The organism is Bradyrhizobium sp. AZCC 1719 (genome assembly GCF_036924525.1).
Taxonomy (GTDB): Bacteria; Pseudomonadota; Alphaproteobacteria; order Rhizobiales; family Xanthobacteraceae; genus Bradyrhizobium.
This window is the reverse complement of record NZ_JAZHRU010000001.1, coordinates 4,266,270-4,290,833: the sequence shown is the minus strand read 5'-3', so window position 1 is coordinate 4,290,833 and position 24,564 is coordinate 4,266,270. Positions and strand designations below refer to the sequence as shown.

At 62.1% G+C, this 24,564-nt stretch carries 24 protein-coding genes; 12 read left to right on the top strand and 12 right to left on the bottom strand.

What is annotated here, in order from left to right:
- Positions 1-5: 5 nt before the first annotated feature.
- Together V1292_RS20095 and V1292_RS20090 are read right to left on the bottom strand one after the other, a co-directional pair.
- A complete protein-coding gene (locus V1292_RS20095) occupies positions 6-980 on the bottom strand; it encodes an NADPH:quinone oxidoreductase family protein (protein ID WP_334374432.1) in 975 nt (324 codons plus the stop codon).
- Positions 980-1,600, bottom strand: coding sequence for a 2-hydroxychromene-2-carboxylate isomerase (locus V1292_RS20090; RefSeq protein WP_334374431.1), 621 nt, complete (start codon positions 1,598-1,600; stop codon positions 980-982). Before V1292_RS20090 ends, V1292_RS20095 begins: the two co-directional genes overlap by 1 nt.
- A 239-nt stretch (positions 1,601-1,839) precedes the next feature.
- Here V1292_RS20090 and V1292_RS20085 point away from each other — a divergent pair, with 239 nt between their 5' ends.
- Positions 1,840-2,862, top strand: a complete 1,023-nt coding sequence (locus V1292_RS20085) for a methionine synthase (RefSeq protein WP_334374430.1) — start codon at positions 1,840-1,842, stop codon at positions 2,860-2,862.
- Positions 2,863-2,977: 115 nt separating this feature from the next.
- On the opposite strand, the gene V1292_RS20080 is transcribed toward V1292_RS20085, so the two are convergent.
- From V1292_RS20080 to V1292_RS20070, 3 genes are all read right to left on the bottom strand, one after another.
- Positions 2,978-3,622 carry a hypothetical protein gene (locus V1292_RS20080; protein ID WP_334374429.1) on the bottom strand — a complete coding sequence of 215 codons (645 nt, stop codon included), beginning with the start codon at positions 3,620-3,622 and terminating at the stop codon, positions 2,978-2,980.
- A gap of 111 nt (positions 3,623-3,733) precedes the next feature.
- Positions 3,734-4,231, bottom strand: a complete 498-nt coding sequence (gene gpt, locus V1292_RS20075) for a xanthine phosphoribosyltransferase (protein WP_334377102.1) — start codon at positions 4,229-4,231, stop codon at positions 3,734-3,736.
- Positions 4,232-4,306: 75 nt separating this feature from the next.
- A complete protein-coding gene (locus V1292_RS20070) occupies positions 4,307-5,047 on the bottom strand; it encodes a competence/damage-inducible protein A (protein WP_334374428.1) in 741 nt (246 codons plus the stop codon).
- Positions 5,048-5,266: 219 nt separating this feature from the next.
- Here V1292_RS20070 and V1292_RS20065 point away from each other — a divergent pair, with 219 nt between their 5' ends.
- From V1292_RS20065 to V1292_RS20055, 3 genes are all read left to right on the top strand, one after another.
- Entirely contained in the window at positions 5,267-6,685 is a 1,419-nt protein-coding gene (locus V1292_RS20065; RefSeq protein WP_334374427.1) for a circularly permuted type 2 ATP-grasp protein, read from the top strand.
- Between the two features lie 16 nt (positions 6,686-6,701).
- A complete protein-coding gene (locus tag V1292_RS20060) occupies positions 6,702-7,646 on the top strand; it encodes an alpha-E domain-containing protein (RefSeq protein WP_334374426.1) in 945 nt (314 codons plus the stop codon).
- Between the two features lie 106 nt (positions 7,647-7,752).
- On the top strand, positions 7,753-8,595 hold the full coding sequence (locus V1292_RS20055) for a transglutaminase family protein (RefSeq protein ID WP_334374425.1): 843 nt from the start codon (positions 7,753-7,755) through the stop codon (positions 8,593-8,595).
- A gap of 101 nt (positions 8,596-8,696) precedes the next feature.
- On the opposite strand, the gene V1292_RS20050 is transcribed toward V1292_RS20055, so the two are convergent.
- Positions 8,697-10,307 carry an ABC transporter substrate-binding protein gene (locus V1292_RS20050; RefSeq protein WP_334374424.1) on the bottom strand — a complete coding sequence of 537 codons (1,611 nt, stop codon included), beginning with the start codon at positions 10,305-10,307 and terminating at the stop codon, positions 8,697-8,699.
- A 291-nt stretch (positions 10,308-10,598) separates the two neighbouring features.
- On the opposite strand from V1292_RS20050, the gene V1292_RS20045 reads away from it, so the two are divergent.
- Together V1292_RS20045 and V1292_RS20040 are read left to right on the top strand one after the other, a co-directional pair.
- On the top strand, positions 10,599-11,357 hold the full coding sequence (locus V1292_RS20045; RefSeq protein ID WP_028349888.1) for a proteasome-type protease: 759 nt from the start codon (positions 10,599-10,601) through the stop codon (positions 11,355-11,357).
- Between the two features lie 13 nt (positions 11,358-11,370).
- The gene (locus V1292_RS20040; protein WP_334374423.1) at positions 11,371-12,135 is read left to right on the top strand and encodes an SDR family oxidoreductase; all 765 of its coding nucleotides are present in this window, start codon (positions 11,371-11,373) and stop codon (positions 12,133-12,135) included.
- A gap of 142 nt (positions 12,136-12,277) precedes the next feature.
- On the opposite strand, the gene V1292_RS20035 is transcribed toward V1292_RS20040, so the two are convergent.
- From V1292_RS20035 to V1292_RS20025, 3 genes are read right to left on the bottom strand one after another with little or no spacing between them, the layout of a single operon-like run.
- The gene (locus V1292_RS20035; protein WP_334374422.1) at positions 12,278-13,363 is read right to left on the bottom strand and encodes an HlyD family secretion protein; all 1,086 of its coding nucleotides are present in this window, start codon (positions 13,361-13,363) and stop codon (positions 12,278-12,280) included.
- Between the two features lie 3 nt (positions 13,364-13,366).
- Complete coding sequence (wecB, locus tag V1292_RS20030) at positions 13,367-14,488, bottom strand: non-hydrolyzing UDP-N-acetylglucosamine 2-epimerase (RefSeq protein WP_334374421.1); 1,122 nt, start codon at positions 14,486-14,488, stop codon at positions 13,367-13,369.
- 26 nt (positions 14,489-14,514) lie between these two features.
- Positions 14,515-15,846 (bottom strand): glycosyl transferase family protein, encoded by a 1,332-nt coding sequence (locus tag V1292_RS20025; protein WP_334374420.1) that lies wholly within the window; start codon positions 15,844-15,846, stop codon positions 14,515-14,517.
- A 494-nt stretch (positions 15,847-16,340) separates the two neighbouring features.
- On the opposite strand from V1292_RS20025, the gene V1292_RS20020 reads away from it, so the two are divergent.
- Together V1292_RS20020 and V1292_RS20015 are read left to right on the top strand one after the other, a co-directional pair.
- The gene (locus V1292_RS20020; protein ID WP_334374419.1) at positions 16,341-16,610 is read left to right on the top strand and encodes a hypothetical protein; all 270 of its coding nucleotides are present in this window, start codon (positions 16,341-16,343) and stop codon (positions 16,608-16,610) included.
- Positions 16,611-16,829: 219 nt separating this feature from the next.
- Positions 16,830-18,080: a NupC/NupG family nucleoside CNT transporter gene (locus tag V1292_RS20015; protein WP_334374418.1), complete on the top strand. Its 1,251-nt coding sequence runs from the start codon at positions 16,830-16,832 to the stop codon at positions 18,078-18,080.
- A gap of 100 nt (positions 18,081-18,180) precedes the next feature.
- On the opposite strand, the gene V1292_RS20010 is transcribed toward V1292_RS20015, so the two are convergent.
- Positions 18,181-18,729, bottom strand: a complete 549-nt coding sequence (locus V1292_RS20010) for a cupin domain-containing protein (RefSeq protein ID WP_334374417.1) — start codon at positions 18,727-18,729, stop codon at positions 18,181-18,183.
- A gap of 159 nt (positions 18,730-18,888) precedes the next feature.
- Positions 18,889-19,176, bottom strand: coding sequence for an usg protein (locus V1292_RS20005; protein WP_028349895.1), 288 nt, complete (start codon positions 19,174-19,176; stop codon positions 18,889-18,891).
- Positions 19,177-19,557: 381 nt separating this feature from the next.
- On the opposite strand from V1292_RS20005, the gene V1292_RS20000 reads away from it, so the two are divergent.
- The 4 genes from V1292_RS20000 to V1292_RS19980 all read left to right on the top strand — a co-directional run bounded on the left by V1292_RS20000 (position 19,558) and on the right by V1292_RS19980 (position 23,218).
- Positions 19,558-19,872 (top strand): co-chaperone GroES, encoded by a 315-nt coding sequence (locus tag V1292_RS20000; RefSeq protein WP_057843921.1) that lies wholly within the window; start codon positions 19,558-19,560, stop codon positions 19,870-19,872.
- Between the two features lie 90 nt (positions 19,873-19,962).
- Entirely contained in the window at positions 19,963-21,606 is a 1,644-nt protein-coding gene (gene groL / locus V1292_RS19995) for a chaperonin GroEL (protein WP_334374416.1), read from the top strand.
- A 403-nt stretch (positions 21,607-22,009) separates the two neighbouring features.
- On the top strand, positions 22,010-22,477 hold the full coding sequence (locus V1292_RS19990; protein WP_334374415.1) for a phasin family protein: 468 nt from the start codon (positions 22,010-22,012) through the stop codon (positions 22,475-22,477).
- 552 nt (positions 22,478-23,029) lie between these two features.
- A complete protein-coding gene (locus tag V1292_RS19980; protein WP_334374413.1) occupies positions 23,030-23,218 on the top strand; it encodes a hypothetical protein in 189 nt (62 codons plus the stop codon).
- Between the two features lie 78 nt (positions 23,219-23,296).
- On the opposite strand, the gene V1292_RS19975 is transcribed toward V1292_RS19980, so the two are convergent.
- Positions 23,297-23,974 carry a Crp/Fnr family transcriptional regulator gene (locus tag V1292_RS19975; RefSeq protein ID WP_334374412.1) on the bottom strand — a complete coding sequence of 226 codons (678 nt, stop codon included), beginning with the start codon at positions 23,972-23,974 and terminating at the stop codon, positions 23,297-23,299.
- Positions 23,975-24,564 lie beyond the last annotated feature (590 nt).

Here is a 24,564-nt window from a genome sequence, read left to right as displayed (position 1 = left end):
CGTTGTCATCCCATGGTGAGCGCCACCCTGCCGATCGCCTTGCGGTCGATCAACAGCCGCATCGCTTTCGCATACTCCTCCAGCGGCAGCCGGTGCGAAACGTTGGGGCGGATTTTTCCGGCCTCCGCCCATTCCGTCAGCGCCTTGATCCTGATCTCGCCAAGCGCGGGATTTCGCCGCACTGCTTCGCCGGCACGGACGCCGAGCACGCTGGCGCCCTTGATCATCAACAGGTTGGTCTTGGCAAGCCCGATGCCGCCGGTAAAGCCTATGACCAATAGCCGCGCGCCCCAGTTGATGCAGCGCATCGAGTTCTCGAACACCTCGCCGCCGACGGGATCGAACACCACGTCGGCGCCCTGCCCGTCGGTGATGCGCTTGACGGCATCGCGGAACGGCTCCTGGTCGTAGCGCACCAGATGATCGGCGCCCCTCGCCTTGGCGATCGCAAGTTTCTCGTCGCTTGACGCGGTCGCAATCACGGTGGCGCCGAGCATCTTGCCGATTTCGACGGCGGCAAGGCCAACGCCGCCGCCGGCGCCGTGCACCAGCAGTACTTCGCCCGGTTGAAGCCGGCCGCGATCGATCAGCGCGTGATAGGCAGTACCATGGCCGGCCAGGAACGTCGCGCCTTCGGCGTAGTCGAACGTCGATGGCAGCGGCACGAGTTGCGAGGGTGTGGCGATCGCTTCATCGGAATAAGCACCGTGCCGCATCTTCACGATCACCCTGTCGCCCACCGCGACGCCCTTAGCGCCGTTGATCTCGACGATATCCCCCGCGGCTTCGACGCCCGGCGTGAACGGCAGTGGCGGCTTGAGCTGATATTCGCCCGCCGCCATCAAAATATCCGGGAAATTAATCCCGGCGGCGCGAATGGCGACGCGCGCCTGCCCGAGTGCCAGCGGCGCGGAGGCAAATGTTTCCAGACGCAAGCTCTCTGGCGGGCCGAGTTCGCGGCAGACGACGGCCTTCGGCATCAGGCCGCCCGCGCTTTCAGGCGCTCCAGCGCCTCGCGGATCAGCGGCATCCGGTCGTTGCCGAAATACATGTCGGTCTTGCCGACGAAGATCGTCGGCGAACCGAATCCGCCGCGCGCCATCACCTCGTCCGTGTTGACCTTGAGCTGATCCTTGATCGCCTGCTGGCCGATACACTCGAAGAATTTGACGGGATCGACGTCGACGCTCTCGCAGATCTCCGACAGCACTGAATCCTTTGAGATGTCCTTGTCGTCGCCCCAATAGGCCTCGAACACGGCGCGCGCGAACGGCACCATGCGTTCGCCAGATTCCTGTGCAACCCAGATGCAGCCGCGCATCGCCTTGACGCTATTCACCGGAAACACCGTCGGCGGCATCTTGATCGCAAGCCCCGCGGACCGCGCCCAGTCGGCGAGATCCTTCTTCATGTAGCGCGCCTTCAAGGGCACCGGCGTCTCGCGCTGCGCATAGACGCTCGGGTTGACGGTGTTGAAGATGCCGCCGACCAGGATCGGTCGCCAGGTGATCTCGACGCCGAGCTCCCTGGCGAGCGGCTGGATGTTATGAAAGGCGAGATAGGTCCAGGGGCTGGAGCAATCGAAGAAGAATTCGAGCATGGGGTTTCCTTTTGTTGGCTCTCGAGCCTCACCCTGGGGAGCGCGGAACGCGCGTCTCGAAGGATGATGGCACTGGAGGGGCCTCTCTTCCGCGGCGGCTGCCTTGCGGCCTACCGAAAGCCCCAGTTCCTCTCCAGTATGATCGAGATTTTCCAGGCAATGGCGACTTTTGTTGTTCTGTACCTTGACCATAAGACATGGCAGACAGACGCTCAATCAGAACCGACCGGGAGGCTCCCATGTTGTTTCCAACCACGATCGCAGGCTCCTTGCCAAAGCCGGAATGGCTGGCCGAGCCCAATACGCTGTGGGCACCCTGGAAATCAAAGGGTGACGAGCTCGCCCGCGCCAAGCGCGACGCCACCATGCTGGCGGTGAAGCTGCAGGAGGATGCCGGCATCGATATCGTCACCGAAGGCGAGCAGGCCCGCCAGCACTTCGTCCACGGTTTTCTCGAGAAGGTCGAGGGCATTGATTTCGCCCACAAGGTCGAAATGGGCATCCGCAAGGACCGCTACAAGGCGATGGTGCCGCAGGTGACAGCACCGCTGACGCTCAAGGGGCGTGTCCATGCGGACGAGGCGCGCGTCGCCCGCACCCATACCACGCGCAAACTGAAGTTCACCCTGCCCGGTCCGATGACCATCGCCGACACCGTGGCCGACCGGTATTACGGCGACAAGGTCAAGATGGCGTTCGCCTTTGCCGAACTGCTCAACAACGAGGCCAAGGCGCTGCAGGCGGATGGCGTCGACGTGATCCAGTTCGACGAGCCCGCCTTCAACGTCTTCATGGACGAGGTCTCCGACTGGGGCATAAGAGCGCTGGAGCGCGCGGCCGAAGGCCTGACCTGCACCACCGCCGTTCACATCTGCTACGGCTATGGCATCAAGGCCAACACCGACTGGAAAGAGACTCTGGGCAGCGAGTGGCGGCAGTACGAGGATATTTTCCCGGCGATCGCGAAAAGCCCGATCCAGCAGGTCGCGATCGAGTGCCGCAATTCGAAAGTACCGCTGGATTTGCTGGCGCTGCTTCCCGGCAAGGTCATCCAGGCCGGCGTGATCGACGTCGCCAGCGACACGGTGGAGACCGCGGAAGACGTCGTTCAGGTGATCGAGGCGGTCGCGAAATTCGTGCCGCTTAGCAACATCGTCGCGACCACCAATTGCGGCATGGCGCCGATGCGGCGGGATATTGCGGAAGCGAAGCTCGCGGCGCTCGGCGCGGGCGCCAAGCTGGCGAGGGAGAAGTTGGGTTAGGAGTTTTGATCCGCAGTGGTCAACACACGGCACACTGAGCCCTCTCCCCCCTTGCGGGGGAGAGTTGGAGAGAGGGGTAAGCCACACGCACCGCCGCTGCGGTTTACCCCTCTCCCTAGCCCTCCCCCGCAAGGGGGGAGGGAACGCACTGTACGCTTGGATGGAGCACCGGCCGATATCCGGCATTAAGCGCGTGCACCGTTGACGGCGGTGTTAACAGCAGCGCGTTGTCGATTGCTTCCTCTGCCCTGCTGTATCCAGCCATCGACCATCGCAGCGCCCGGCCCTGCAGGACCAGAAAACTCTCGGCGCCCCGCTGCACCATCGCGCCGTCAGGCAACTGCGCCACCGGCACTGGCGGCGGATGCAGCCGCTTCTTGCCGCGCTCCAGCCGCTCACCATGCAGCACTGCATCGATCTCCGGCGCCCGAATGTTCTTCGCACCATTGCCCGTTTCCCAGCAGCTACGAAAGCGGTTGGCGTCGTCGCGGCGGCAGAAGAAGCATGGGCGGTGCCCGGCGGCGAAGGCGGTCGCCTCGTCGAGAAAGAACAGCTCGGTCCAGCTCCGCCGGCCCATCACGGGCCGCCGCCAGCCTTTGAACTCGCAGACGCAGGTGATCCAGGCCGGGCTCGACCAGCGCTTCTTCAATAAAGTCTTGGTCGCGGGGTCGTGGATGATGCCGCGGTTGCCGGTGAACATACCGCGATGCGGGGTGGCGATGATCTCGCCGGTGGGGGTGACGCGGTTTTGCAGGGGCATGGGCAAGCCCAACTATCCGTCGCTGTCATTCCGGGGCGCGTCGAAGACGCGAACCCGGAATCTCGAGATTCCGGGTTCGATGCTTCGCATCGCCCCGGAATGACGAACACCTCACGGACGGATCGGCGGCTGGAACGACAGCGCGGTGTCCCAGGGAAAATGGATCCAGGTATCCTGCGATACTTCGGTGATGAAAGTATCGACCAGCGGCTTGCCTTTCGGCTTGGCGTAGACGGTGGCGAAATGTGCATCGGGGAGCAACTGGCGCACCAGGCGGCCGGTGGTGCCGGTATCGACGAGGTCGTCGACGATCAACAGCCCCTTGCCGGTGCCGCCGCCAAGTTTGGCGACATCGGGCGAAACGCCCTTGAGCACCTGCAGATCGCCCTGCTTGTCGTGGTCGTAGCTGGCCACACAGACCGTATCGATCACACGCAAGCCCAGCTCGCGGGCCACGATCGCAGCCGGTACCAGGCCGCCGCGGGTGATCGCGATCACGGCGTGAAACGGCCCGACCTCGTTGAGCCGCCAGGTCAGCGCCCGGCAATCCCGGTGAAACTGATCCCAGGACACCGGAAAGGGCCGGCCGGCTTTCGCCTCGGCGCTCAGTTCATAATTGTTGTCTGCCACGCTGCTTCGCCTTGTCGCTTCGTCTTGTCGCTTCGTCTTGTCCTGGCCTGTCGGCTACCGGGTGGTGACGTTCAATGCCGCCAGCATCTCCTTCACCGCGGCCATCGCGGCGTTGAGCTTGTCGGGATCGCGCGAGCGAACGACGAGGTTGGTGTTCGGCCTCTTGTCCTCGTCCATGAACGGATAGCTGCCGATGATGGTGTCGGGATGGGCAATGGCAATCTCCCGCAACGGCCCGCCGATGTCGCCTTCGCGCGCATTGGCGCGGACCGAGTCCGACAGCATCCGCACCCCCGATTTCAGCTTGGGCGCGACGATGTCCATCATCGCCTGCATGATCGAGGGGATGCCGGCCATCACTATTACGTTGCCGAGCTTGAAACCGGGCGCCAGGATGGTCGCGCTCTGGATCAGTTCGGCGCCGTCGGGCACACGCGCCATGCGCAGCCGGGCCTCGTTCAGATCCTGCTCGCTCCAGCGCTCGCGGAAGCGCGCCACCACCTCCGGATGATGCCCGATCCCGACACCGAAGGCCTTGGCGACGCTGTCGGCGGTGATGTCGTCATGGGTCGGCCCGATGCCGCCGGTGGTGAAGACGTAGCTGTAGCGATTCCGCAGTGCATTAAGGGCGTCGACAATGTCGGTCTCGTCGTCGGCGACGATGCGGACCTCCTTGAGGTCGATCCCGATATTGGTCAGGTATTCGGCGATGAAACCGATGTTCTTGTCCTTGGTACGGCCGGACAAGATCTCGTCGCCGATGACCAGAATACCCGCCGTGACGATCTCGCTCATGACTTCTCCCCACCTGCCCCGTACTTTGCGCAAGCAACGCATTGAAGTCACGGGGGTTTGCTGCCGAAATAAGCACCCGGCAGCCCTTTTTTAGGGCAGCGCGGCCGGCTACCCACACGAAATGCCGCAAGCCAATGCATATCGCGCTGGCCCGAGCCTTGCTACCATCCCGTGAACTCATGCACCGTGCCGCATGGCTTCGAGAGATAGTCAGGTTTTATGGCAGTTGCCTTCGATGAAATGAACGGACCCGGCGGCGACCTCCGCCCGGCCTATCGGGAGCTCTCCCGCTGGCTGAAGGAGACGCCTCCGGATGCCCTGGAATATCGCCGTCAGGAGGCGGAACTGTTGTTCCGCCGGATCGGCATCACCTTTGCGGTTTATGGCGATGCGGAGGCCCAGGAGCGGCTTATCCCCTTCGACGTGATCCCGCGAATCATGTCGGCGAAGGAATGGGCCGTTTTGGAGAAGGGCCTGAAGCAGCGGGTGCGCGCGCTCAACATGTTCCTGCGTGACATCTATCACGGCCGCGACATCCTGCGCGCCAACATCATTCCCGACGACCTGATTTTCCAAAACCCGGTCTTCCGCCCCGAGATGAACGGCCAGAGCGTGCCGCACGATGTCTATGTCCACATCGCCGGGATCGATATCGTCCGGGTCGACGCCGACAATTTCATCGTGCTGGAGGATAACGCGCGGACGCCCTCGGGCGTCTCCTATATGTTGGAAAACCGCGAAATCATGATGCGGCTGTTTCCGGACCTGTTCGCCCGCCACCGCGTAGCACCTGTGGAGCGATACCCGGACGAATTGCTGTCGGCGCTGCGCTCGGTGGCGCCGCTCTCCGCCTCGGCCGAGCCGACGGTCGCGCTGATGACGCCGGGCGTTTACAATTCCGCCTATTACGAACACTCTTTCCTCGCCGACAAGCTCGGCATCGAGCTGGTCGAAGGCCGCGACCTCATCGTCAAGAACGACGAGGTGTTCATGCGCACCACCGAGGGGCTGAAACGCGTCGACGTGATCTACCGTCGCGTCGACGACGATTTCCTCGACCCCCTCACCTTCCGGCCGGATTCGGCGCTCGGCGTGCCCGGGCTGATGTCGGCCTATGCGGCCGGCAATATCACGCTGGCCAACGCGGTCGGAACGGGGATCGCCGACGACAAGGCGATCTATTCCTACATGCCGGAGATCGTGAAGTTCTATCTCGGCGAGGAGCCGATCCTGAAGAACGTGCCGACCTGGCGCTGCCGCGAGCCGAAGGACCTCGCCTATGTGCTCGACAATTTGAGCGAGCTGGTGGTCAAGGAAGTCCACGGCTCCGGCGGCTACGGCATGCTGATCGGCCCGGCCGCGACCAAAGCGACGATCGAGGCGTTCCGCGACAAGCTCAAGCGCGAGCCGGAGGGTTTTATCGCTCAGCCGACGCTGGCGCTCTCGACCTGCCCGACCTGCACCGCCTCCGGCCTCGCCCCGCGCCATGTGGATTTGCGCCCGTTCGTGCTGACCGGCAGCAATCACGTCACCATCGTGCCGGGCGGACTGACGCGGGTGGCGCTGAAGGAAGGCTCCTTGGTGGTCAATTCAAGCCAGGGCGGCGGCACCAAGGACACCTGGATACTGGACGAATAGAGAGCGAATTTTTCGTATGCTGTCGCGCACTGCCGAAAACCTGTACTGGCTGGCCCGCTATGTCGAGCGCGCCGAATATATCGCGCGCACCATCGATGCGACCTTGCGAGTCACAGCACTTCCCGCCGCCTATATCGGCAAGACCAATGAGTGGGAATCGGCGCTGCTGACGGCCGGGGTCAGCGCAAGCTTCTACGAGGCCTATGCGGAAGCCACCGAGCAGAACGTCGTCGAATATCTGGCGTTCTCGCCTTCCAATCCCTCCTCGATCAAGAACTGCATCGAGGCCGCCCGGCTCAATTCGCGCTCGGTGCGAACCGCGCTGACATCGGAGATGTGGGACACCATCAACTCGGCCTGGATCGAATTGCAGGAGGTCTGGGGCAAGGGCACGTCGAGCCGCGAGGAACTGGCGCGGTTTCTCCGCTTCGTGCAGGAGACCTCGCTACGGTTCGACGGCTCGGCCTACCGGACCATGCTGCGCAACGACGCCTACTGGTTCTCGCGGCTCGGGCTGCACCTGGAGCGCGCCGACAACACCGCGCGCATTCTCGACGTGAAGTATCACGTGCTGCTGCCCGAGGAGGAGCACGTCGGCGGTCCCCTGGACTACTACCAGTGGACCTCGATCCTGCGCTCGGTCTCCGCGCTGACCGCCTATCACTGGGTCTATCGCGAGACGCTAAAGCCGTGGCTGATCGCCGACCTCCTGATCCTCAACGACACGCTGCCACGCTCGCTGGCGAGCTGCTACAGCAACCTCGTCCGCAATCTCGACCAGATCGGCGTCGCCTACGGTCGCCAGGGCGCCGCCCAGCGCCACGCCCGCGGCGTCCGCAACCGGCTTGAACACAGCCACATGGACGATATCTTCCAGCACGGCGTCCATGAATTCATCCAGGAGTTCATCGCGGACAATTCGCGGCTCGGTGAGATCATCACCAGGCAGTATTTGATTTGAGATGCTCGGTCATTCCGGGATGGTCCGAAGGACCAGACCCGGAATCTCGAGATTCCGGGTTCGCTTCGCGCCCCGGAATGACGACGCAGAAAAGTAACGGTCCACCATGCGCCTGCGAATTGCCCATTCCACCAGCTATCGCTACGAGCCCCCGGCCTCCGGCGTGATCCAGATCCTGCGCATGACGCCCGGCAGCCATGACGGGCAATATGTCGCCGAATGGCAGATCGATGTCTCGACCGACTCTCGCCTCGACATGCACCAGGATGCGTTCGGCAACGTCACGCATGTGCTCACCCACGGGCCGATCGCCGACCTCACCATCCATGTCGAGGGCCTGATCGAGACCCATGACACGGGCGGCGTGCTGCGCGGCACCGACGAGCGCTTTCCGCCGAGCCTGTTCCTGCGCCAGACCGCGCTGACCGAAGTCAATCCGGCGATGGCGATCTTTGCCCGCGAGCTACGATCGGAGTCCGATGGGGACGTGCTCGGCTTCCTGCATGCGCTGATGGTGCAGATCAACGAGCACATGACGTTCGACGAGGACCCGACCAATTCAGGCACCTCGGCGGCGGAAGCCTTCGCGCTCAAGCGCGGCGTGTGCCAGGACTATGCGCACATCTTCATCGCCTGCGCCCGCTCCGGCGGCGTGCCGGCGCGCTTCGTCTCCGGCCATTTCCTGCGCTCCGACGGAATGGTGCACCAACCGGCGGGCCACGCCTGGGCGGAAGCCTACGTGCCCGATCTCGGCTGGGTCGGCTTCGACGCCGCCAACGGCATCTGCACCACCGACGCCCACGCCCGCGTCGCGATCGGGCTCGACTATCTCGGCGCGGCCCCGGTACGCGGCACCCGCTATGGCGGCGGCACCGAGACGCTGACGGTCGCGGTCAAGGTCGAACAGGCCGGCCGGCCGGGGCAATGGCAAAGCCAGTCGCAGTCATGAATTTTGCATGTCATTCCGGGATGGTGCGCAAGCACCAGACCCGGAATCTCGAGATCCCGGGTTCGCGCTAAGCGCGCCCCGGGATGACGGCCTTTCGGCCGTCACTTATCCAACCACACCTCCTCGAACCGCAGATTATTGTACTGGCCATTATCGTGCGGCCGGAAATTCTTCACGTAAGGCTGCCAGCAATTGCCGGCCGAGGAGTGCAGGATGATCGGCCGCGCGGCGTCCTCGACCAATAGCCGCTCGATATCCCAGACGAGCTTCCTGCGCTTTTCCTTGTCGAGCTCGCGCGATTGCTCCGCCAGCAACTTGTCGACCTCGGCATTGCAGTACTGGGTATAGTTGCGCTCCGATTTGCAGGAATAGTTCTCGACGATATTGCCGTCGGGATCGTCGACGCTGACGCCGGTCACGTTCAGCCCGATCGTATAATCCTTCTTCGCCAGCCGCGCGTACCAGCGCGGCGTGTCGAGAATGTCGAGCTCGCCTGTGATGTGGATCTTCTTCAACTGGTCGATCAGGATCACGGCGGGATCGCGATAGGTCGGCAGATTCCTCGTCTGGATCTTGATCTGCAGCGGTTTGGCGTCGCTATAGCCGAGCTTCTGCATGATCGCTTGCGCCTCGGCGATGTTCTTCTCGCTATCGGGGCCGTAGCCGGTCAGCGAGGACACCATGTCCGGCGGCATGCCCCACTCGCCCTCTGGCTTGGCCAACATCGCCCCGCCCATTCGCGCCAAGCCTTCCATCAGGATGGTGTTGAACGGCTTGCGGTCGAGCGCCAGCGACATCGCCCTTCGGATATCCGGGCTGTCGAACGGCGGATTGGCCCGATTGACCATCAGGTTGATCTGCGTTCCCGTGGCGGTCATTTCGCAGATCGCATGCGGCGCGCGCGCTTTCACGTCCTTCATCAGGGGAACACTGACGTCGGAAGGAAACGTGATGTCGTAATCGCCGGTGGCAAACGCCAGCATCCGCGTGGCGCGGCTGTCGATCATCCGGAACGTGATTTCGTCGAGATACGGACGATCCTTCTTCCAGTAGTCGGGATTGCGCACCAGGCGAACCTGTTCGCCGCGCCTGAACTCAACGAATTTGAACGGTCCGGTGCCGACCGGCTTGGTGCGCATCACCTGCTGCGGTACATGGCAGGGATAGACCGGCGAAAACGCACTCGCCAGCAGCACCGGCAAGCTCGGCTGCGGCTCGCTCAACTCGAAGGTCGCCTCATAATCGCCGTTGATCGAGACGTCCTGCAGCTTCGTGTACCAGACTTTACGCGGGTTGCGCTTGAAGTCCTGGGTCTCGGCCTTGCCGATCAGCATCCGCCAGGTGCATTGCACGTCCTTGGCCGTGAACGGCTGGCCGTCGTGCCATTTCACGCCCTGCCGCAGTTTGAACGTCAATTTCGTATTGCCGGAATCCCACGACCAGCTTTCGGCGAGATCCGGAATGACCGTATCGATGCTTTCGTGGACCTTGGCGGGGTCAAACACCACGAGGTTGTTGAAGACGGCGGCGAATGGCGTCACCGAGGCAATGGTCGCTTCCTCGTGCAGCGAGGTCGAGGGCGGATTGTCGTTGTGATAGAGCCTGAGCGTGCCGCCCTTTTTCTGCGCTGCGGCGGGAACCGCCGTGAGCACTGCGATGCAAAGCGTCGCCACAGAGATGGTGAGTTCGCCTGACAGCCGGCTGGCGCGCATGATGGCCTCCCAATGCTTTTTGTTCTTGTGGGAGAGCCAGCGTGCCGGAGGCCGCGGACATAATCAATATTCGCAGGCTCGATAGTTGGAGGCGGCGCAGGCCTCGGCCAAGCCTCAGTCAAGCCTCAGTCATGGGCTTGGGCCTGCGACATCGTCCCGATCTGGGTTTGTGCCTTCGGATTGCCACTTCCGCCGGCGGGCGGATCAGCCGGATCGAATTGGGGTTGGATGCCCCCTCGAAATTGGCTACTAGTTTGGCCGCCCAAAAACGGATGCGTTCGGGGACTTGGAATGACCTATTGCTGCGGAATTCTGGTGCGGGACGGTCTCGTCATGATCGCAGATACGCGCACCAATGCCGGCCTCGACAACGTCTCGACCTTCCGCAAGCTCCATATTTTCTCAAAACCCGGCGAGCGCATCATGGCGGTCGCCAGCGCCGGCAATCTGGCGATCAGCCAGTCGGTGCTGTCGACGCTCACCGAGGGCATGGAAGATCCGCACACCGGTGAGCTCGAAACGCTGATCAACGCGCCGACCATGTTCCAGGCCGCCCAACGCATCGGCCGCGCCATCCGCGCCGTGCACGCCACCGAAGGCGAGGCGCTGCGATCCGAAGATGTCTCCTTCGACGTCTCCTTCCTGTTCGGCGGCCAGATCAAGGGCTCGCGGATGCGGCTGTTCATGGTCTACACCGCCGGCAATTTCATCGAATGCACCACCGACACGCCTTACCTGCAGATCGGCGAGCACAAATACGGCAAGCCGGTGCTGGACCGCGCGATGCATTACGACGTCGAACTGTATGAGGCGCTGAAGACCGGACTGATCTCGATGGATTCGACCATGCGCTCCAATCTCGGCGTCGGCCTGCCGATCGACGTGCTGGTGGTGCGCGCAGATGCCTGCGAGGCCGACCTCAACCACCGCATCGAGGCCGGCGAGCCCTATTTCCACGATCTGCGTTCGCGCTGGTCGGCGGCCTTGCGGGCGGCACACCAGAATATTCCGAGACCACCCTACAAATCCGAAACAGAAACCAAGAACTGAAGGCGAGGAAACAATGGCCGACGCAACCAACAAGATCGCGCTCGTAACCGGTGCCGGCACCGGCGTCGGACGCGCGGCATCGCTGGCGCTGATGAATGCCGGCTTCACCGTGGTGCTCGCCGGGCGTCGCATGGAGATGCTGGAAGAAACCAAGAAGCTCGGCGACAATGTCGGCAAGAGCCTGTGCGTTTCCGCTGACATGACCAAGCCCGAGTCGATTGCGGCCCTGTTTCAAAAGGTCAAGGACACCTATGGCCGGCTCGACGTTCTCTTCAACAACGCCGGCATGGGCGCGCCGCCGGTCAATTTCGAGGATCTCAGCCTCGAGCAGTGGCAGGCGGTGGTGAACACCAACCTCACCGGCCCGTTCCTGTGCACCCAGCATGCCTTCCGCATCATGAAGGACCAGACCCCGCGCGGCGGCCGCATCATCAACAACGGCTCGATCTCGGCGCACGCGCCGCGGCCGTTCTCGGCGGCCTATACCTCGACCAAGCACGCGATCACCGGCCTCACCAAGGCTTCCAACCTCGACGGCCGCATGTACGACATCGCAGTCGGCCAGGTCGACATCGGCAATGCCGCAACCCCCATGACCGACCGCATGGTCGCCGGCCCCGGTGTGATGCAGCCCGATGGCACGATGAAACATGAGCCGCGCATGGACGCGAAGGCGGTCGGCGATGCGGTGGCCTATATGGCCGGCCTGCCGTTAGATGCCAACGTGCTGTTCATGACCGTCATGGCGACCAAGATGCCGTTCGTCGGACGGGGTTGATCGAATCCACCGGCGTCGTCCCCGCGAAAGCGGGGACCCATACTCCGCGGCGCCGATTGGGTTACAAGTCGTCTGCTTTTCGTATTCACATGAGTCCCTGCATTCGCAGGGACGACATGCTGGGGCTCCTGCCTGCTCACTTCTAGCGCGCGTATCCTTGGATACGTTCGACGTAGTTCATGATGCGGTGCATGACCTCCCGAAGTATTCCGGCGCCCGAATCGCACATGTTGAAGTAGCAGGTGGAGATTTTCACCTTCTGATCGAGAGGAAGCGAGGCACCCTCGGGGATCGATATCTTGAAAACCTGCCCCCTCTGTCGCACATCACCCGGGATCTGGAATTCAGGCGGCATGGCATCGGTCACGGGCAGCAGGTCCTCGACAAGTCCGATGATGGACTGGCTGTAGGAACGCACATGGACGCGCTGCCCAACCTTGAGATCGAACAGGTAGCTGTCGGGTAGATAGGCGAGGATAAAGCTCGGGCCCGTGTAGATTGTGGCGATGTCATTGCCGGCCGGGCCGAGCACGGCTCCGGCGCTCATGACCTTGCTGCCCACATATCCGTTGACCGGTGCATACAAGGCTCCGCCGGCATAGGCGTTGTGCAAGGAGTCGTAGGTGTCCGACACCTGCTTGAGGGCATTGCGATATACGGCCAACTCGCCCGCGAGCGAAACTCGCTCCGCTTTCAAAGACTGGTGCTTCTCGGCGGCGGCAAAAGCCGCGCTGGTCATGTCGGTCAGGAGCTTGTCCACCACCAGACCGTGCCTGCTCGCGCCGGACACCTTGTCGAGATAGTCCTGCGCCTGCCTGGCGTTGGCCTCGGCGGCCGGCAGCAACATGCCGATCGCAGTTTGCCTCGCCTCGATGGCCCCAATCCTGGTCTCCAGCCTGGCCTTTTCGACGGCGAGCTCCGCGAGCGTGCGCGAAATGGACGTCGATTCGACGACCGCTATCTTCTGCCCGGCCTCCACCCTGTCTCCCGGGCGAACGAAAACCTGCCTCACGCGTGTTTCCTGATAGGGCGCGCCGATGGCGATATGCTCGCGCGTGACGAGCCCGGAGGCCTTCATCAGCACAACCCCGCCGGAGATCAGATGGATGGCGATCACGACTGTGACGGCGAGACCGAGGGTAATGAGGATGAGGTTCCTCAACCGCCTCCAGCGCACCTGACTGACGTTGAGTGGGACGCTAGTCGCGTATTCTGCCAGAACTGCCATCTTTTACTCCGCGGCTTGCTGCAACGCTCTGAGGCTGAAAATCCGCTCCGCTATGCGGTGCGACGCTTCGCCGTCGCCGAACGGATTGCGGGCAGGCAGAAGCTGCGGCGCATCGGAGCTGGTGAGACGCCTCACCCCCGCGATAATCGCATCGCAGTTGGACCCCACCAGCGTTCCAAACCCGGCCTCGACGACCTCGGGTCGCTCAGTGCTCTCGCGCGTGATGAGGATAGGGAGACCGAATGTCGGCGCTTCTTCCTGGACGCCGCCCGAATCGGTCACGACCGTCCATGACCGACTGAGCAGGTAGACGAAATCGGTATATTGGAGAGGCTTCAGCAGGCGGATATTCGGCCGCGCGCCCAGCGCCCGCACGACCTGCGCCCGGATATCCGGGTTGGGGTGAACAGGAAGGAGGATCAGCTTGTCGCCGTCATCTGCAAGCTCGCGCAGGGCCTCGAGGATCTCGTCCAGGGGCGCCCCGATGTTCTCGCGCCGGTGCAACGTCGCCAACACGAGCTTCCTGTCGCGCGGGAGATTTGCGATCTCCCTGTCGATCGGAACGTAACCTCCAGCAAGCCTGGAGCGTGCATAAAGCAGCGCATCGACCGCGGTATTGCCGACCACGCTGATACGATCGCTCTGTACACCCTCGCGCAGCAGGTTGTCGCACGACCGTCCGGTCGGCGCGAAATGCAATGTGGAGGCGATCGTGATGAGGCGCCGGTTGAACTCCTCCGGCCAGGGCGAATCAAGCGTTCCGGTCCGCGGCCCGGCCTCGACATGCGCAACGGGGACCTGGTTCAGAAAGGCTGTCAGGGCGCCGGCTGCGGCGGTCATCGTGTCGCCCTGTACCACGACGCAATCATGCTGCCCCGCTCCGAGCAGGGATTGCATCTGCTGCGTGATCAGCGCGAACTTGCCGGCGAGACTCGGCTCCTGCATGACCCCAGTGCCGCCATGGGTAAGCTCGATTTCGAACAGCTCCAGCAGCCCGTCCGCCAGATCTATATGCTGCCCCGACCAGAAGACATCGACATGCGCGCCGGCTTGACGCATGGCGCGATAGACAGGACCGAGCTTGATGATCTCTGGCCGAGTGCCAAAGGCGATGAGGATGCGCATGTCTATTCTTCTATGGAATCGGGAGATCAGCGTGTGGCGGCCAGGAAATCATCGGGGATGTCGTGAGTCGTTTTCGACCACACGATGGGGGAAGTGGCGAACTGCGATTCGCCCAGATAGATTTTCCACGCGCGCAACGTGGCAACCATGTTGATGTACAGCGCTACGGGCCATCGTATCGCGACGCCGAGCCATTCGATCCTGCCATAGACCCGGTAGCTGGAGGTCAGGCGCGCGACATAGCGGAACGCCACCGCGAGGAGATTGAACGAAAGCGACCATTGGAAGAGCTGGTACATTCCGCGTGGCAGGGCCTCGGGATCGATAAGGCCCGCGAGCGTCAGGATCATCAGAACGACGGATGCAGGGGCCAGAAAGTTCGTAATCATTCCCTTGCGATCGCGCAGGAAGAAATAGATGTCCCAGGGCTGGCCGTGCCAGCCGAGCCTGTGCATCGCTTCGAAGGCGATGCCGTAGACCCAGCGGGTCTTCTGCTTGATGGAAGCTTCCAGACGCTGGGGGAAGAACTCGCGGGTCGCGACATAGTCGGCCCCCTCTTCGGCACGCGCGGACAGCGCGGCGAATATCGATCTGAACCCCGCGCGCTTGGCCTCGATGCCGAGAATGTAATCCTCGGTCACTGTCCCGGACATCAGAACCTGCCCGCGTGTCTCCAGAAAGTGCCTGATGAGCGCCTGCGTCAGGCAGGTACCGACCCCGGCAGAAGGGATGGCGGCTCCAAGCGCGTTGCGCACGATCAGTTCACGCGTGTGACGTTCGGCGAACTCCTCCATATAGGTCGAAGCGACATAGGCCCCTCTGCGGCGGCTGAGCGAGAAGACAGGAACCTGGATAAAATCGTATTCGCCGGCATATCTCGCATAGATCTCAAAGCTGCGTGGATCGATGACATCCTCGCTGTCGTGCAGAACGACCAGGTCCGGAGCCTGCTCTCCCGCAAAGCTCTGGGCAAACATCTCGTTGAGCATCTGCCCTTTGGATGTGGGGCCGGGCAAACTGTTGACGATGACCCGCACGCGATCGGGATGGGCTGCGGCAAGGGCTTCAGCGACGCGACGCGTGCCCGTGTCGTTTGGATAGACGCCGAGATAGAGCGAAACCTGCGGAATATCGATCCGCGCGAGGTTGCCCTCCACCATTTTGCCGATGACATCCTCCTCACGCCAATTGGCGACGAAGATCGCAATATTCGGGAGAGGAGCCGGCTCGGCGGGGGCGCGCCGAAAAGGAGAATGCGCGATCCCGAAAGACAGCAGATCGATGAAAATGTCGTCCAGCGATGACAGGTTTATCAGCAGGCTAACGAGCAGGAAGAGCGAGATAAGTATTTCGTTCATGATTCACGTGCTCGCTCCGTATCGCTGAAGCCCGCGACACAACCTTTCAGAGAGCATAAGTTCAGCCGCTACTGTAGCGTCACAGAGATGGTGGGCCCCCGGCGACCATGCTCAGCGATCCTCATCGACAGTTGGTCTATCGCAACGGACGACGGCAAGAATCGCAGCGATTTAACCTTTTGTTAGTCTTGCGGCGCTCCCCTTAAGGCAAATCCAGGCCAGCATCCATTCCGGTTGAATACGGCCACGCGTCGGACAGGCGCGCGCTTCGCGCAAGCAGACGCCGCAAGGTGCGTCCCGTTGTGGGGCACAAGAAGCAGCGGACCGTCACACGAGATAAATCGCCCAGCAGAATTCAGCCGAATCGCATCAGGCCGCGATGTCGAAGCCTTTACCGATGCTGAACGTGAACTGGAGAATGCCGACAGTTTTCTTCCGCGGATCCTCATCCCTTGTCCCTAAAACGCGATCAGGTGAAGTAATGGGGGCGATCCATGTCCATCCTGGCAAAGGCGTTGCGGTTGATGGGAACGGTCTGGCTGTGGGCGGCGGGCCTGCTTATTGTGTCCAGTCATCTTGTCGTTCTGCATCTCGACGGCTTCTGGGCTCTCGTTAATCTCCTCAACCCGTGGAACATCGCCACCGCGCTGACGCTGGAGCTCACAGTGGCTCCCGGATTGCTGCTGCACATGGCGGCTGACCAGTTAACGACGCCTGCCACCTCGTCTCAGGTCAGACAGGCCATCGTCCCATCCCATCCATAAAAGCCGCGAGGCTGAGCAACGCCCTGGTTCGGATGATCGAAGCTGATGGGCCGGTCCTGATTGGCGCTCGATGTTGATGCCGCCCTGCGGCGCTGCGCCATAGCGCGCCGAAGACGCGCGTGAACGCGCTTAAGGCGCTGCACCGCGTCCGGCACACGAGTTGGGCTTTCACAAATCGACAAGGTTGGCATAATCGCTCTCGGGGTTTTGGGGGGATCCATGCTGCAATTGCAATCGGCGTTTGGCGTGCTGGCGTTGCTGGCGATCGCTTGGGCGTGCGGCGAGAACCGCCGCGCCGTGTCGCTCCGTCAAGTGGCGATCGCCCTCGCCGTCACCATCATTACCGCGCTGGTGCTGCTCAAGCTGCCGCTGGTGGCAAAAGCCTTCGGCGCCATCAACGACGCCGTCGGCACGATCGCGGCGGCGACGCGCGCCGGCACTTCCTTCGTGTTCGGCTATCTCGGCGGCGGCGCGCTGCCGTTCGATCTCAAGGCACCGGGCGCGGATTTCGTCCTGGCATTTCAGGCGCTGCCGATCGTGCTGGTCATGAGCGTTCTGACCACGCTGCTGTTCTACTGGCGCGTACTGCCCCCGATCGTGCGCGGCATGGCATGGCTGTTGGAGCGCACGCTCGGCGTAGGCGGCGCGGTCGGACTATCGGCCGCGGCCAATATCTTTCTCGGCATGGTCGAGGCGCCGCTGTTCATCCGCCCCTATTTGGCGCAACTCACGCGCAGCGAATTGTTTCTGGTGATGACCGGCGGCATGGCCGGCATCGCCGGCACCGTGCTGGTGCTCTACGCCACGTTCCTGGCGCCGCTGATCCCGGACGCGGCGGCGCACTTTGTCATTGCATCCGTGTTGGGCGCGCCGGCCGCGATCCTGATCAGCCTGATCATGGTGCCGGAGACTTCAGATAAGCGCACTGGCGGCTCGCTCAGAGATCCCGACATGCATGCGTCCTCGACCATGGATGCCATCACCAAGGGCACGGCGGCCGGGCTCGAACTGCTGCTCAACATCGTCGCGATGCTCCTGGTGCTGGTGGCACTGGTTTATCTCGTCAATGCGATCCTCGGGCTGTTGCCCGAGATCGGCGGCGCCAAAATTTCGCTGCAGCGGCTGCTGGGGCTTGTAATGGCGCCGGTGTGCTGGCTGATGGGCCTTCCTTGGCCGCAAGCCGTCACGGCCGGAAGCCTGATGGGCACCAAGACCGTGCTCAACGAGCTGATCGCCTATCTCGACCTCTCGAAGCTCGGCACGGATGCGCTCGATCCGCGCTCGCGGCTGATCATGCTCTACGCGATGTGCGGCTTTGCCAACTTCGCCAGCCTCGGCATCATGATCGGCGGCCTCGGCACCATGGCACCGGATCGGCGCGAGGAGATCAATGCGCTGGGGCTGAAGTCGATCGTGTCAGGTACGCTGGCGACGTGTTTGATGGGGGCGGTGGTGGGGGTGATGACGTGAGTCTCTCGCTGTCATTCCGGGGCGCGCGGAGCGCGAACCCGGAATCTCGAGGTTCCGGGTTCGGCTCTACGAGCCGCCCCGGAACGACGTGCATGCCGCACTACCCCGCAAATTCCACCGTCTTGAACTCTGCCGGCAAAATCACTTCCAGCAACTCGACATCATCGGAATAATCCATGATCAGATGCTTGATGCGCGGCGGCTGGGTCCAGGCGCTGCCTTCTTTCATCAGCGTCTCGCCCTGCCCTTCCATGTAGGTCTTCACCCAGCCCTTGAGCACATAGACCATCTGGAATTCGACGTCGTGGTAATGCAGTTTTGAAACTTCCGCCGGGTTGCACGGGCCGATCAGGCGGATGACATGCGCCTGCGCCAGGCCATGGGTGGCGTCCGCTATCCCGAGGTCGCGGTACTTTGCGTAAGCGCGCAGGCCGTCGGCTTTAAAATCTTCTTCGCGGTGATGACTGATGGCGATGCGCTGCTTCGGCCGCGCCTTCCTGGCCGGTTTGGCCTTGACTGCCGGCGCGCCTCTCGCCTTTGACTTGACGGCCTTGCGTGCTGAGGACTTGGCTGCCGCCTTGTGACCTGACCACTTCTTCTTCACGGCGGGCTGCGCCGCGGGACGTGATGCCGCCTTCTGCTTGGCCATTGCTGCCTCCCTTGTTGTTATGGCAGGAGGCTAACACAGAAAACTTTTGTAGGGTGCGCAAAGGCGCGTTTGCACCGTGCCCACCATCAAGAGCGGAGATCTACGCTGACGTGGTGGGCACGGCGCTGTCGCGCCTTTGCCCACCCTACAGCACCCCAATCAATGCAGCCTGAACACACCGTCGACTGCACGCAGCTCCGTCGGCTTGATCAGCCTGGAATGCGCGACCGTTACGGAAAACAGCGGGCCATCAAGCTTTTCCTGCCAGAACGCGAGGAAGTCCTTCAGCGCGGGGAATTTCGGAAACAGATCGTAGTTCTGCCAGACATAGGTCTGCAGCAATGAGGGATGATCCGGCATCCGATACAGAATTTGCGCCGTCGTCAGCCCGTAACCCAGCACCTGCTTCCGGAAGTCGTCGGAAGCAACTCCAACCCGCGAGACCATGCCAATACCTCCGTTTCAGGAGCGCATTGTCGTGGTGGCCACACACCGAGCCACCCCGGCGGAGATGCGCTCACATGAGAGAAATGTGACGCACGATACCAACCTATCACAAGCCTAAATGTTTAATGAATTGTTGAAAATTCACGCGCTAGCAGCAGCTTACCGCAGGTGCTAATACGGGGGTCCCAACATCCCGCCGCCCGGTTAATCATGATTAATGAAATTGGCAGGCGACATATTTGAGTGCCAATTTTTCTGCTAGAAGCCCTTGTCCCCCGAAGAATACTGGCCTAAATCAGCCGCAGCCGGACTGGCACTCGCTGGACCGGACTGCCAAAATTCCAGAATTCTACAACATTCCCAGACGTTTAGGAGGACTGCATGAACTTCCGTCCGCTTCACGACCGCGTCGTCGTCAAACGCATCGACGCCGAAGAGAAGACTGCTGGCGGCATCATCATTCCGGACAGTGCCAAGGAAAAGCCCTCCCAGGGCGAAGTCGTCGCCGTCGGCCCGGGTGGCCGTGACGAAGCCGGCAAGCTGATCCCGATTGACCTCAAGGTCGGCGACCGCGTGCTGTTCGGCAAGTGGTCGGGCACCGAGGTCAAGATCGACGGCCAGGAACTCCTGATCATGAAGGAGTCCGACATCATGGGCGTGCTCGACGCCACCTCGGCCAAGAAGAAGGCCGCCTAAGACATCGCCTGCCACGCTCACCCTGAGGAGTGCCCGCAAGGCGCCTCCCCGACAGGGTGAGAAACAAAGATCAACTCAGGGAAACCAATTATGTCAGCCAAAGAAGTCAAATTCGGCGTCGACGCCCGCGACCGCATGCTGCGCGGCGTTGATATTCTCGCCAACGCCGTGAAGGTCACGCTCGGCCCGAAGGGCCGCAACGTCGTGCTCGACAAGTCGTTCGGCGCTCCCCGCATCACCAAGGACGGCGTCACCGTCGCCAAGGAGATCGAGCTCGACGACAAGTTCGAGAACATGGGCGCGCAGATGGTGCGCGAAGTCGCCTCCAAGTCCGCTGACGCGGCCGGCGATGGCACCACCACCGCGACCGTGCTCGCGGCTGCGATCGTCCGTGAAGGCGCCAAGTCGGTTGCCGCCGGCATGAACCCGATGGACCTGAAGCGCGGTATCGACCTGGCGGTGGAAGCCGTGGTCGCCGACCTCGTCAAGAACTCCAAGAAGGTCACCTCGAACGAGGAAATCGCCCAGGTCGGCACCATCTCGGCCAACGGCGACGCCGAAATCGGCAAGTTCCTGGCCGACGCCATGAAGAAGGTCGGCAACGAGGGCGTGATCACGGTTGAGGAAGCCAAGTCGCTCGAGACCGAACTCGACGTCGTCGAAGGCATGCAGTTCGACCGCGGCTACATCTCGCCCTACTTCGTCACCAACGCCGACAAGATGCGCGTTGAAATGGACGACGCCTACATCCTGATCAACGAGAAGAAGCTCTCCTCGCTGAACGAGCTGCTGCCGCTGCTCGAGGCCGTGGTGCAGACCGGCAAGCCGCTGGTCATCGTCGCCGAAGACGTCGAAGGCGAAGCCCTCGCCACCCTCGTCGTCAACCGCCTGCGTGGTGGTCTGAAGGTCGCGGCCGTCAAGGCTCCGGGCTTCGGCGATCGCCGCAAGGCCATGCTGCAGGACATCGCGGTGCTGACCGGTGGTCAGGCGATCTCGGAAGATCTCGGTATCAAGCTCGAGAACGTCACGCTGCAGATGCTCGGCCGCGCCAAGAAGGTGATGATCGACAAGGAAAACACCACGATCGTCAACGGCGCCGGCAAGAAGGCCGACATCGAGGCGCGCGTTCAGCAGATCAAGGCGCAGATCGAGGAAACCACCTCGGACTACGACCGTGAGAAGCTGCAGGAGCGTCTGGCCAAGCTCGCGGGCGGCGTAGCCGTGATCCGCGTCGGCGGCGCGACCGAAGTCGAGGTGAAGGAGCGCAAGGATCGCGTGGATGACGCGATGCATGCGACCCGTGCGGCGGTTGAAGAAGGCATCGTGCCGGGCGGCGGCGTCGCCCTGCTCCGCGCTTCCGAGCAGCTCAAGCGCCTCAGGACCCAGAACGACGACCAGAAGACCGGCGTCGAGATCGTCCGCAAGGCGCTGTCCGCGCCCGCCCGCCAGATCGCGATCAACGCCGGTGAAGACGGCTCCGTCATCGTCGGCAAGATCCTCGAGAAGGAGCAGTACTCCTACGGCTTCGACTCGCAGAACGGCGAATACGGCAATCTGGTCTCCAAGGGCATCATCGACCCGACCAAGGTGGTTCGCGCGGCGATCCAGAACGCGGCTTCCGTCGCGGCTCTCCTGATCACCACCGAAGCCATGATCGCCGAACTGCCGAAGAAGAACGCCGGCGCCGGCGCCGGCATGCCTCCGGGCGGCGGCATGGGCGGCATGGACTTCTAAGCGACGAAGTCGTCCCGGACGCGGTGCACCGCTGAGCCGGGAACCCGCTCCACAAAATGCAAAACCCCGGCAGAAATGCCGGGGTTTTTGTTTGGGCGGATCCGGACCGCAGCGGCGCGGTGTTTCTGCAACGTCACGCTGAAGCAAAACCTTCCCGCTGCTTGAGATATCCCGGTTATGCACAGCGCTGTGTAAAATATACCAGCGTATGCGTTGACAACTTCAAAAAAACTTTTCGCGAGAGTCGCAAACCGAACCGACAGTCCCGATCCTCCTAGGCAAAGTAACGTCGAGGGCTGGGCAAAATCCTCATCCACAATCTGATCTAACGCGGAGCGCGAGCTCTCGTGACGCAAGCCAGCGTCTGCGAGGAATGCTTTCGCTTGGGAAAGGTAATGTTGCCGTGAGTGAAAGCGAAATGAAAGCGATGCCGAACGGAACGCAATTTCTCGGAATGCCGTGGTTGGACTTCTCGAAGATCGCCGCGCCTGGCGTGGTTAGCGAGCTTACCGAGCAGGGCTTCGCCCGCGCACGTGAAGGCTGCGAGAAAATCAAGGCCGCTTCGGAGGAGATGACGGAAGTGCTGCGCGAGAGCTATTCGAGCAATGCGAGGGGCGCGACCGATTACGGGCTCAAGTTGTTCGAAATCTCAAACGCCAATGCCGCCTCCACGCTCGATTTCTTCGTTCGTCTGTTCGGCAGCAAGTCAGCCACTGACGTTCTTAGCGTATCAGCGGCGCAAGCGCGCAAGGCGTTCAACACCGCTTCTGACCAGAACAGGGAATTGTGGGTGCTTGCCCAGAAACTTACGACGGAAACGGGTGAGCCGATCAGGAAGCACTTCACCAAGGTTCTCCAGCAAACCGGCTGAAAAGACCGGCGTCCAATTCACATCCGAGACTACACCAAGGAGGGATCCGGCCGGTTGGAAACACGTCCAAGCGATGAGCATACGGCCCACTACCCGATGCTCGATCAGACGCGGTGCGCGATGCCCCCCAAGTAACCCGCACCGACAAGTGGCGCACTCCAACCGGCCGGTGCTTTTTTCAAACAAGAAGCCAATCTCGAGGGAGGGCGATATGGGAATGGTCATGGTCAAGTGTCCCCGAACCGGACATGCGATTCCCACCGGCATCAAGACTGATCGCGAGAGCTTTAGCCGCAGCGCTGTATTCTTCTCACGGACCCGTTGCGTGATCTGCCACACCGATCACGCCTGGTTTGCCCGTGAAGCCTGGGTCGACGAGCCGAGCATCCGTGTGCGGCATAGCAGCGCCAGCTCGGCATAGCGTCGAGCAAAGCATGCCCCCGAAGGTGATCCGAGGGGATGCACCGGTTGGCGTAAGAAGCACATCAAATCAAACGAGCAGCATCGACACAGATCGAGTTATGATCGCGATCGGGGGACACCATGGCGCGCATGCAAGTCTCAACCGAAACCTCCACCTGGCTGCTACAGGCAAAGGACATTCTTGACGAGGCACGACGGCTGAAGCCGGGCCCTGAGCGCGACGAGCTGCGCCAGACAGCGAAGGTGCTGCGCGAGATTGCGAAGCTCGAGGCGAAATCCGAGTCAGCGCTCGAACGCGATTGGCGGCAGAGCACCTGATCTGGCACAGGATCGGCGCGTCAATTTGGCTTAGCGGCAAACCAGTCGCGCGGAGACGCGCTCACATGGAATCCGGCTCTATTCCAGGGACAACACCCCATCTTCGGGCAGGACCGCGGCGCGAGACCGGTCGGAGGTAGCCGGGAAAACCTCCTCGGCTTCGAGGCGCATGACGCGGTGGCATTCGCACGCTGCCCTTGCGAGCCGCGTCCGGTCGATTTCGATCAACCCTCGTCGATCGGATCTGATCCCTCCCCGCGCGCGCAGATTCCGCATCAGGAGCGTCACGGTCGTGCGCCGCACACCGAGTATCTGCGATAGCGCCTGCTGAGTGAGCGGGAGCACATCATGGTCGACGCGATCGCTAAGCTGCAGCAACCAGCGAGCCATCCGGGCCTGGACCGGGTGCAGCGCATTGCAGGCCGCACCGAGCTGGAACTGTATCAGCATCGCCCTGATGTGGCTTTGTACCGCGCTCCGGATCGCGGGACTGCGGCCAAAAACAGTATGAAATCGCGATGCAGGGATCCGAGCGGCGGTACCGGCCGCGCGAACCACGGCCGTAATCGCCGAGGGTGACGGCCCGAGCACCGAAAGTGTGCCGACGGCCCCCTCACGCCCAATCGCAGCGGTGGCAACCGTGTGTCCGTCCGCCATCTCGATCATCAGCGAGATGGCGCCGCTATGTGGGAAGATGACATACTGGATGTCGTCACCCGCCCGCGAAAGGATTGCGTCCTGTTCGAGCGCGATCAATTCAAGCTCGGGAGCGAGCAGAGCAAGGTCCGATTCCGGCAATGATGCGAGAAGGCGATTGCCCATTTTTCCGCGAGGCGTCATTGCAAACTGGCGGTGAGGAGTCCGCGCCCCATCTCGGTTTGGAGCGTCGCAAGACGGCGGTGCTGGTATCGGTCTAAATCCGCTTCCTCTATGCTCACTCAAGCAAACACACTCTCGTTCTGACAAAAACTCCAACGCCTGGCTGCGCGCAGGACCCTTGTGCTCGCAACGCTCTAAGAAGTTAGATGTAAATCGGCGGTCGGACGCAACTGTAAAATATCATGCATAGCCCCGTAAAAGTGCGGGAACAGGAGTTCCAGTTCCAGGCAGGGCCTGGTCTAGCTGATTTGCGTGCGCGCAAGCGCAAATTCGTGCAGCGGCCGCGACAAGCTAACGCAAGACCAAATCACTTCTGATTTTCCGAAATCATGTCAAGCCCGGGAATCAAAAATATTCCGCTTCACGCGAGAGGCAAATCAGTCGCATAACTCCGCCCGTCTCACGGCAGATGAGGGGCGCTTCGCCATCGTCACGAACGTGCGGTGAGATGCGGTGGACACGGAAGG